Source organism: Leadbetterella sp. DM7 (genome assembly GCF_040829825.2).
Lineage (GTDB): Bacteria > Bacteroidota > Bacteroidia > Cytophagales > Spirosomataceae > Leadbetterella.
Genome location: NZ_JBFOLH020000003.1, coordinates 405,646 through 415,000, shown reverse-complemented (window position 1 = coordinate 415,000; position 9,355 = coordinate 405,646). Strand labels below are relative to the sequence as shown.

Sequence of the window (9,355 nt, the reverse complement as noted above, 5' to 3'; positions counted from 1 at the left end):
CGCATATCTTTTCCGTTTCGTTACCCCGATTTTTGGCTCCAACCGTATTATTCGGGGTGATATACAAAGATAATCAAAAGCCCAACAAGTTCTTAATGAACAAGTTGGGCTTTTTCTGAATGGCCCTAAGAAGGACTCTTTCGTAACTAACGCATGGAACCTCTAAGGTTTCTCTATTATAATAATCAATTGTACAGGGCCGGTTTCCGGTCCTGTTACTCTTATTCTTCCCGGTGTGCCGGCGAAGGATTCTCCTCCAGAACCCAACCCAGGAAATCGCCGAATACCGCCTGCCATGTATTGAAATTGTGCTCGCCGCCCCGGATTTCCACATAAGTCGTATCTTCCTCTTCATACCCCAGGGTATGCAGCTCATCGATCAGCTCCAGGGTATCTTCAATAGAGTCGATGATCCCGTTGTTGTTCCGGTCTTCGGTTTCATCGTTCGTACCGCATTCAAACCAGAATTTCAGGCCGGGCCTGAAGGGACCTTTTTTGATCTTGTTGTGCATGATGCGGTCCTGGTCTTCATCATAACCCTCTTCATAGCTTTTGTTCCGCCACCAGAAAGAGCCGCTGAATACACCCGCCCGCGAAAACCGTTCGGGGTTTTCCCATACAATATCAAAAGCCGACAGCCCGCCCAGGGAGAAGCCGCAGAAATAATTGAGGCCGGCAGAGGCTGACGAGGGGGTAGTAGCCTGGATATGGGGCATCATTTCACGGGTAATAAAATGCATATAGGCCGTGGCCTGCGCGCCCCTTTTCTTGTAATCCGGGATAAACGCAGTGCCGTATTCCTGCAACCGCCTTTCGTTGGTGTGCAGGCTTACCCATATAAAAGGGCGCCCGCCGTTCTTATAATGCCGCTGGCACAGCTGAGCCGGGGCCAGCTTTTCCAGGTCCTGGCCGTCATTCATATACAGGGTAGGGAACGGCCCGGTGCCTGCAGGCAGGATTATATCATATTTTACTTCTCTTTTCAGGAATTTAGAAAATATTACTCTGTTGCGGATAATCTGAAAATAATTCGTTGTCAAAGTCTATTTGTTTAAAATAATATTTTGTTTATTGCACAGAGTAATCTAATTTACCCTTTTAAAATACAAAAGTAATAACTATGCAAGAACGAAACATCAATTTTTATTCTCATATTCTGGGCAAAAATCTGAGCCTGCAGATCATCGGGCATTGGGGATATCCGGTTTTGATGTTTCCTACTTCAATGGGTTCTGTAAGCCAGAATAAAGATATGGGACTGATTCACAGTGTAAAACCGTGGATAGACGAAGGCCGTATCAAGACGTATAACATAGAAACCATCGACTTTGAAAGTTTCTATGGAAAGAACATCTCGCCGCATGACCGGGCCTACAATTATGAGCTCTATACCCGTTTCCTGATCAGTGAGCTGGTGCCGAAAATACAGGAAGAAAATCGTGTGCACCGCATAGGCCTGGCCGGTTGCAGCTTCGGGGCGTACCATGCCGTAAATTTCGCCTTTAAGAACCCGGATATCGCTTCGTTTGTGATCGGTATGAGCGGTTCATACGACATCAGCAGCTTTATGCGGGGGTACCACGATAACAACGTATACTTCAACAACCCGGTAGAGTTTATGCCCAATGCGGAATCGTGGAAATACAATCACATGAAAATTGTGCTGGGTACCTCCGACTGGGACATCTGCCGGAACGAGACCCTCCGTTTCTCGGGGATCCTCCGCGAAAAAGGCATCGATCACTGGTATGACGAGAAGAAATGGGCCAAGCACGACTGGCCTTTATGGAATATGGCTTTCCCCGAATACCTGGGAGCGGTATTAAAATAAAAAGTAATAAATCATAAATTTTATACATAATGAAAAAAGTAGGGATATTGTTCGGCATGGAAAACACTTTTCCGTGGGCTTTTATTGACAAAGTGAATGAAAAAACGGGGAAAAAAGATATTGTTGCAGAACCCGTACTGATCGACAAGGTAGAACAGGGAGTTCCTACAGACTACGCGGTTATTTTTGACCGTATTTCACAGGATGTGCCGTTTTACAGGGCATACCTGAAAAATGCAGCATTGAACGGCTCGGCCGTGGTGAACAACCCGTTCTGGTGGAGTGCCGATGAAAAATTTTTCAACAACTGCCTGGCCATAAAGCTGGGGGTTCCGGTTCCGAAAACACTCCTGCTGCCGTCGAAAGAACGCCCTGACGACACATCGGATCAGTCGTTCAGGAACCTGGCCATGCCTATGGACTGGCAATATATGCTGGAGCGCGTAGGGTTCCCGGCCTACATGAAGCCGCATGCCGGCGGAGGCTGGAAGAGCGTTTACAAAGTGGAAAACCCCGATGACCTCTGGGCCAAGCACGGCGAAACAGGCCAGCTGGTTATGCTTCTGCAGGAGGAGATCGTCTTTACCGATTACTACCGCTGTTATTGTATAGGCGGGAAATACGTGCACATTATGCCGTACGAACCCCGTAACCCGCACCATCTGCGCTATGCTACCCAGCCCAAAACCCAGGGAGAGGCGCACAAAAAGCTGATGGCTACCATTACAGACTACGTGCTGAAGCTCAACCAGGCACTGGGCTATGATTTTAATACCGTTGAATTTGCCGTTCGCGACGGTATCCCGTATGCCATTGACTTCTGTAACCCGGCACCCGATGCCGACATCAACTCGGTAGGGCAGACCAACTTTGAATGGGTGGTGGAAAATGCCGCCAATTTTGCGATTGAGAAAGCGCAGTCCCATAAGCCGGGACAAAACAACTGTACCTGGGGTACATTTGTTTCCGGGGCGTCTGCTGCACCGGCTGCGGCAGAAGAAAAGCCCAAAAAAGTTGCAACGAAAAAAAGTAAATAACAATGGGACTGTTTACGCTGGGGATCGAGGAAGAGTTTCAGACCATTGATCCCGAGACACGCGAGCTCAAAAGCCACATGTCTAAAATAGTAGAGGGAGGTAAAACCATTCTCCAGGAAAGAATAAAGCAGGAAATGCACCAGGCCGTGGTAGAAATGGGTACCGACATCTGTGCTAACATCCACGAAGCCCGCCAGGAAGTGACCTTCCTGCGCCAGAAGCTCCTGGAGCTGGCCGATAACCAGGGACTGAAGATTGCCGCCGGCGGAACTCACCCTTTTTCTGACTGGCAGCACCAGCTTATCACGGAAGATGACCGCTACAATAAGCTGATCGATGAAATGCGGGACGTGGCCCGGGGAAACCTGATCTTCGGCCTGCATGTGCATGTGGGGATTGACGACAGGAACGACGCCATCCGCATCATGAACCAGCTGCGGTATTTTCTGCCGCATATCTTTGCCCTATCGGTAAATTCACCCTTCTGGTGTGGCAGGAATACGGGCTTTCATTCGTACCGGGCCAAGGTGTTTGATAAGTTTCCGCGGACAGGTATCCCCGAACATTTTGAGAGTGCGTCGGATTATGATGATTACATTAAGCTGCTCATCAAGACCGGCTGTATTGATAACGGGAAGAAAATCTGGTGGGATCTGCGCCTGCACCCGTTCTATCCTACCATTGAATTCCGGATCTGCGACGTGCCCATGCGGGTAGATGAAACCATCTGCCTGGCAGCCATCATGCAGGCATTGGTGGCCAAGCTGTACTCGCTGAAAGAAAAGAACCTCAGCTACCGTACCTACCCCAAATACCTGATCAACGAAAACAAATGGCGGGCCGGTCGTTACGGTATTCATTCCAAGCTGATCGACTTCGGAATAGAAGGAGAAGTGCCGTACGTCCAGCTGGTGGATGAGCTGCTCGAATTCATCTGGGAAACCGGCGCTCAGCTGGGTTCAACAGAAGAGATCGGCTATATCAACACCATCATGAAAAACGGTACGGGAGCTGACCGGCAATTGCGGGTTTACGATGAAACAGGCTCTTTTAATGCCGTGGTAGACTACATGATAGAGGAAACAAAGTTCGGACTTTAAGTAAATTTTTACGAAATTTGCGTTGCAGACCAATGTAGCGAAGATAATGGGTAATTTTAGAATAGGTGTTCTGGATATGAATAACGGCGCACCTAATGAGGGTATGCGTTGCATCAAATACCTGATCGAAGAGTTTTTTATGCGGAAAGAGCTGGAAACCGATTACCAGGTATTTGATGTCAGGCGTGGCGATACGCTGCCCGCCTACGATGAATTTGATGCTTATATCTCTTCAGGCGGGCCGGGCAGCCCCCTTCTGGAAGGCACCTCCTGGGAAAGAGACTATTTTAAGCTTTTGGGAGATGTCCTGGAACATAACCGTACAGCACCGGAAAAAATATTCTTTTTTGCCATCTGTCACTCGTTTCAGCTGGTGGTACAGTATTTTGAGCTGGCGCAGCTCACCCGCCGGAAATCAACGTCTTTCGGCGTGATGCCTACACATATTGTGGAAGGAGAAGAAGGTGAGCCCCTGTTCAGGGGGCTGGAAAACCCGTTTTGGGTGGTTGATTCACGCGATTACCAGGTAGTTCAGCCCGACAGCGACCGTTTCCAGACGCTGGGCGCCCGGATTCTCTGTCTCGAAAAAGAACGGCCGCACGTAGACCTGGAAAGGGCCGTGATGGCCATCCGCTTCACCAATGAAGTCGTTGGAACCCAGTTTCACCCCGAAGCAGACGCCGAAGGGATGTACCGGCATTTCCAGACCGAAGAAAAGAAAAAAGCGGTTATTGAGAACTTCGGGGAGGAAAAGCTGCAGAATATGCTGGAGTCGCTCGAAGACCCGGACAAGATCATGCTTACCGAGTCGGTGATCATTCCCACTTTTCTCGAAATTGCATTTCAACATAAGCCGGAACCCGTATGGTCAGAGAAATAAGAGAACGGTACAATGCCTCATTTTCGAATGAGAAGTACCAGCGGATGCTGGACGAGATCCATACGGAATTTCCCGGGATGCTGGATTTCCGTATCGCTGAATCACCGGTCTTTGTAGGGCGCGATCTGAAAATGAAAGTGCTGACCGCGTTTAACGATATTGTAGACCAGATCCGGAAACCTGAATTTGCCCCTCTTACCCGGCGGGCCATCCCGGAAAACCTGTGGGTGGATCATGAAAACCCGGTACCCGGCTGCCTGGCAGTTGATTTTGCCATTACGCAGGGAGAAAACGGGGAATACGAACCTCAGCTGATTGAATTGCAGGGGTTCCCGTCGCTTTATGCCTACCAGGCTTACCTGGCCGGTAAGTTCCGGAAGTTTTTCGACGTGGACCGGGGCTATTCCGAATTTTTCAACCGGCTGAATACCATGAGCTATACGCAGGAAATGAAAAGTTTCCTGCTGGGGAATTCTGCCCCTGAAAATACCGTATTGCTGGAAATCTACCCGGAAAAACAAAAAACCCGGCTCGATTTTGCCATCACCCGCAAGCTGTGGGGCATTGAACCGGTATGCGTAACCCGTATCCGGAACTCAGGCACCGAGCTTTACTATGAAAAAGACGGGAAAAAGATCGCCATTGAACGCATCTATAACCGCCTGATCATGGACGACCTGGAGCGCAATTACCCGGATCTTAAGCTGGAAGCAGACTTTAACAAGGCCGCTGACGTACAGTGGGTGTCTCATCCGAACTGGTTTTACCGGGTTTCCAAATTCAGCCTGCCGTTGTTCAAATCAAAGTATATCCCGGAAAGCCGCTACCTGTCTGACTTTAAAGAACTACCGGACGACCTGGAAAATTACGTGCTGAAGCCGCTCTTCAGCTTTGCCGGGGCAGGGGTCATTATTGATGTCACCCGCGAAGACATTGCGAAGATACAAGACCCGGAAAACTACCTCCTGCAGCGAAAAATAGCCTATTCGCCTTGTATTGAAGATATAAACGGTGATAAAATCAAGTGCGAGGTGCGTTTGCTGGCCATCTGGCCTGACGGCGCCGACCGCCCGAAACTCATGACCAACCTGGCCAGGCTGAGCCGGGGAAAGATGATAGGGGTAGATTTTAATAAAGATTTCGACTGGGTAGGAGGAAGTATAGGATTCTACGAAACCAATTAAATGAATTTAAGGCAGCTTTTTTTAAATAACCTCGCCCAGACCTCCGAATTCCCCTTAGCTCTTGAATTTACTTCGGCCGGGGGGAGTTTTTTGTTTGACCGGGAAGGTAAAAAATACCTCGATCTCATTTCCGGAATTTCGGTCAGCAACGTGGGCCACCGGCATCCGCGGGTGGTACAGGCCATTAAAGACCAGGTAGACCGGTACATGCACCAGATGGTGTACGGCGAATTTGTACAGTCGGCCCAGGTGCAGCTGGCCGTAAGCCTGGTGAAAACGCTTGTTCCCACACACCGGGGGCAGTCAATCGACAATGTTTTTTTTACCAACTCGGGCGCCGAAGCCGTAGAAGGGGCCATGAAGCTGGCCAAGCGGTATACGGGCAAAAGCGAGATCATTGCCTGCCGCAACTCATACCACGGCTCTACCCAGGGGGCGCTCTCGCTGGGAGAAGAGAATTTTAAACGGAATTTCCGGCCGCTCTTACCGGATATCGGCAAGATGGAACGCAACAACCCGGAAGATATCGGTAAAATTACCGCTAAAACGGCAGCGGTGATTATTGAACCGGTGGGAGCCGAGTCAGGCATAAGAATTACAGACCCCGGTTTTATGACGGCCCTGGCGCAAAAGTGCAGGGAAACCGGCACGTTGCTCATCTTTGATGAGATCCAGACCGGGCTCGGACGTACCGGTTATACCTGGGCCCTGGAGAAATTCGGTTTTGCACCCGATATCCTGCTGTCGGCCAAAGCCCTGGGCAGCGGCTTGCCTTTAGGGGCCTTCATGGCACCCAAAGAAATAATGAGTGTGTTCAGGGAAAATCCTATACTAGGCCATATCACTACCTATGGCGGCAACCCCGTTTCCTGCGCATCGGGACTGGCAGGCCTGGAAGTACTGCAGGAAGAAATTGACCTGGAAGAAGTAAAAAGAAAAGGAGGACGGATCCGTCAGATCTTTGAAAAACACCCGGAAGTCAGGGAGGTGAGGGGAGAAGGCCTTATGCTGGCGGCTGAATTTGCCGACTTCTCCATGTTGAAAGCGTATATCGACCGTTATATCGGCCTGGGTGTAATTACCGACTGGTTCCTGTATTGCGATAATTCCATGCGTATTACGCCACCCTTAAATATCAGCGATGCGGAGATCGATGCCCTGGAAGAAATTATTCTTTCCGTAAAAAAGCTGTGAAGTCCCGGTTACACGCGATTTTCGGGCATAACCGGGAACCCTTGTATTATATCGCCGCATCCAGCTTCTGTACCAGCACATGCTTCGGCACAGCACCTACGATTTTATCCACCAGCTCACCACCTTTGAAGATCATCAATGTAGGAATAGAACGTATCCCGAATTGAGCAGGAATAGTGCTGTTCGCATCCACATCCATTTTACCCACAACTGCTTTTTCGCTGTATTCTCCGGCTATTTCTTCCACTACGGGACCTATCATTTTGCAGGGTCCGCACCATTCAGCCCAAAAATCTACCAAAACCGGCTTATCAGAATTTATTATATCCTGAAAGTTGTTGTCTGTAACTTCTATTGCGTTTTTCGCCATTTTTACGATTATTTATTTTACTGAAATTAAAACAAACAAAAGCACGCTTTTAGTTCCTTTCTTTGTAATTGACAGGTTTTTAGGCTTTTATGCAGATAGTTCGGATTTAATCCTCTATTTTTGCGAAAATTTTCAAATCATTAAATTAATAAACATGAAAGTTGCATTATCCGGATTAGATAAATTGGTTAAAGAAGGAAAAATCCTGGAAGCGTTTGATACGTATTTTACCGACGGGGTGGTTACCTACGATGAAGCAGGAAACAAAACCACTTCAAAAGCTGAAAAAAGAGCTTTACTGGAAGGATTCTTTAATGAATTTACCCGTGCAGAAGAAATTTCACTGTTCGATAGCTTTATAGATGGCGATACTTCTTACTCCAGCTTCCGTTTTATCTTCAGCAAAAATTCAGGAGAAAAATTCCAATGGGACGAAGTGATCATCCGTAAGTGGAAAGATAACCTGGTGGTTTCCGAATTTTATTCCAACCAGGATTACGCCGAACTGAAAAAGTCGCTGGTGAAAGACGAGCCTAAGAAAAAAGCGGCCGCTCCTAAAAAGGCCGCTGCACCGGCAGCAGAGAAGAAAGCGGCAGCCCCTAAGGCAGAGAAGGCCGCGCCTAAAGCGGAGAAAGCTCCTAAAGCAGAGACCGCTCCTAAGGCAAAAGCCGCTACGGTTAAAAAAGCAGCCGCTCCTAAAGCAGCCGCTAAAGCGAAATAATTCACAAAAGAGGCCTAAGCACAGGTTCTCCTGTCCAACCAGGCCACACGTGAACAAAAAAAGAGAGAGCCGCGTCAGCGGCTCTCTCTTTTTTATGCATTTCCGGATTATTTACCTACATTATCCGGGTTAAGCAGATCATAGAACTGATCCAGTTTTGGCATCAGGATGATTCTTGTTCTTCTGTTGGTTGAGCGACCTTCCGGTGTACTGTTAGAAGTAAGGGTGTTGTACTCACCTCTACCTGCAGCAATGATCTTGTTAGGATCTACTCCGAAACGGGTCTGAAGAGTTCTGACTACAGAAGTAGATCTTTTCACACTCAGATCCCAGTTGTCTTCGATACACGCTGTATTGATGCTCACGTTATCGGTATAACCTTCTACCATTACTTCCAGGTCAGGACGTGACTTGATGATAGCGGCTACTTTCTCCAGAACAGAGTGAGCTCTCGGAGAGATCTTGTAGCTTCCTGAAGTAAACAGCATTTTGTCTGACAGGTTCACCATAACAACTGTTTTGTCTACTTTAACCTCTACGTCAGTGTCATCAAGGCCTTCTTTCAGGGCAGCTTTCAGGTTCACCGCTAATGCAAGGTTCATGGAGTCAGCTTTTGACTTGGCAGACTGCAGAAGGTTGATATACTTGTCTTTTTTCTCCAGCTGAGACAGGGTACGATTGATATTCTCGTTAGCCGACTGGTTAAGAACGGTTAATCCGCCTACCTGCTGCATTTGCGAATCTCTTACCTTTCTCAGGTCTTCGATCTGTGCTTTCAGGTCTGAAATCTGGTTGTCTTTTTGCCCTGAATTAGCAGTGGCTCTGTCGCGATCCTGCTCACAGGCTACCAGCTTGTTTTTGAAATCATTCACTAATTCGCCTCTTCTTTCCAGATCAGCTTTGGTACTGGCTAATTCAGACTGAAGGCCGGCAAATTTCTTTTTTGATACACAAGAAGTAAATGCAAGACCTACCAGCAAAGTGTAAATTAGTTTCTTTGTTAATCCCATGATAAATTCTAGTTTTTATAAGGTATAA

10 protein-coding genes are annotated in these 9,355 nt (G+C 48.1%); 7 read left to right on the top strand and 3 right to left on the bottom strand.

Annotation, left to right across the window (positions count from 1 at the left end; all coding sequences use genetic code 11):
* Nucleotides 1–221: 221 nt before the first annotated feature.
* The gene (locus AB2U10_RS05570) at nt 222–1,040 is read right to left on the bottom strand and encodes an alpha/beta hydrolase (RefSeq protein WP_367912997.1); all 819 of its coding nucleotides are present in this window, start codon (nt 1,038–1,040) and stop codon (nt 222–224) included.
* A gap of 80 nt (nt 1,041–1,120) precedes the next feature.
* Between AB2U10_RS05570 and AB2U10_RS05565 the strand changes: the two genes are divergently transcribed.
* Genes AB2U10_RS05565 through AB2U10_RS05540 form a run of 6 tightly spaced genes read left to right on the top strand, consistent with a single transcriptional unit; the run spans nt 1,121 to nt 7,226 of the window.
* The gene (locus AB2U10_RS05565; RefSeq protein ID WP_367912998.1) at nt 1,121–1,831 is read left to right on the top strand and encodes an alpha/beta hydrolase-fold protein; all 711 of its coding nucleotides are present in this window, start codon (nt 1,121–1,123) and stop codon (nt 1,829–1,831) included.
* 29 nt (nt 1,832–1,860) lie between these two features.
* The gene (locus tag AB2U10_RS05560) at nt 1,861–2,868 is read left to right on the top strand and encodes an ATP-grasp domain-containing protein (protein WP_367912999.1); all 1,008 of its coding nucleotides are present in this window, start codon (nt 1,861–1,863) and stop codon (nt 2,866–2,868) included.
* A gap of 2 nt (nt 2,869–2,870) precedes the next feature.
* Complete coding sequence (locus tag AB2U10_RS05555; protein ID WP_367913000.1) at nt 2,871–3,968, top strand: carboxylate-amine ligase; 1,098 nt, start codon at nt 2,871–2,873, stop codon at nt 3,966–3,968.
* A 46-nt stretch (nt 3,969–4,014) separates the two neighbouring features.
* The gene (locus tag AB2U10_RS05550; RefSeq protein WP_367913001.1) at nt 4,015–4,848 is read left to right on the top strand and encodes a type 1 glutamine amidotransferase; all 834 of its coding nucleotides are present in this window, start codon (nt 4,015–4,017) and stop codon (nt 4,846–4,848) included.
* Nucleotides 4,833–6,032 carry a hypothetical protein gene (locus AB2U10_RS05545; RefSeq protein WP_367913002.1) on the top strand — a complete coding sequence of 400 codons (1,200 nt, stop codon included), beginning with the start codon at nt 4,833–4,835 and terminating at the stop codon, nt 6,030–6,032. The genes AB2U10_RS05550 and AB2U10_RS05545 overlap by 16 nt, the downstream gene beginning before the upstream one ends.
* A complete protein-coding gene (locus tag AB2U10_RS05540) occupies nt 6,033–7,226 on the top strand; it encodes an aspartate aminotransferase family protein (protein WP_367913003.1) in 1,194 nt (397 codons plus the stop codon).
* 46 nt (nt 7,227–7,272) lie between these two features.
* On the opposite strand, the gene trxA is transcribed toward AB2U10_RS05540, so the two are convergent.
* Entirely contained in the window at nt 7,273–7,596 is a 324-nt protein-coding gene (gene trxA / locus AB2U10_RS05535; protein WP_367913004.1) for a thioredoxin, read from the bottom strand.
* Between the two features lie 154 nt (nt 7,597–7,750).
* On the opposite strand from trxA, the gene AB2U10_RS05530 reads away from it, so the two are divergent.
* A complete protein-coding gene (locus AB2U10_RS05530; RefSeq protein ID WP_367913005.1) occupies nt 7,751–8,317 on the top strand; it encodes a hypothetical protein in 567 nt (188 codons plus the stop codon).
* A 107-nt stretch (nt 8,318–8,424) separates the two neighbouring features.
* Here AB2U10_RS05530 and AB2U10_RS05525 read toward each other — a convergent pair whose 3' ends face one another.
* Nucleotides 8,425–9,327, bottom strand: coding sequence for an OmpA/MotB family protein (locus AB2U10_RS05525; RefSeq protein WP_367913006.1), 903 nt, complete (start codon nt 9,325–9,327; stop codon nt 8,425–8,427).
* Nucleotides 9,328–9,355 lie beyond the last annotated feature (28 nt).

Coding starts and splice junctions, on each gene's coding strand:
- AB2U10_RS05565 (WP_367912998.1), top strand. CDS start 1,121: ATGCAAGAACGAAACATCAATTTTTATTCTCATATTCTGGGCAAAAAT.
- AB2U10_RS05560 (WP_367912999.1), top strand. CDS start 1,861: ATGAAAAAAGTAGGGATATTGTTCGGCATGGAAAACACTTTTCCGTGG.
- AB2U10_RS05555 (WP_367913000.1), top strand. CDS start 2,871: ATGGGACTGTTTACGCTGGGGATCGAGGAAGAGTTTCAGACCATTGAT.
- AB2U10_RS05550 (WP_367913001.1), top strand. CDS start 4,015: ATGGGTAATTTTAGAATAGGTGTTCTGGATATGAATAACGGCGCACCT.
- AB2U10_RS05545 (WP_367913002.1), top strand. CDS start 4,833: ATGGTCAGAGAAATAAGAGAACGGTACAATGCCTCATTTTCGAATGAG.
- AB2U10_RS05540 (WP_367913003.1), top strand. CDS start 6,033: ATGAATTTAAGGCAGCTTTTTTTAAATAACCTCGCCCAGACCTCCGAA.
- trxA (WP_367913004.1), bottom strand. CDS start 7,596: ATGGCGAAAAACGCAATAGAAGTTACAGACAACAACTTTCAGGATATA.
- AB2U10_RS05530 (WP_367913005.1), top strand. CDS start 7,751: ATGAAAGTTGCATTATCCGGATTAGATAAATTGGTTAAAGAAGGAAAA.
- AB2U10_RS05525 (WP_367913006.1), bottom strand. CDS start 9,327: ATGGGATTAACAAAGAAACTAATTTACACTTTGCTGGTAGGTCTTGCA.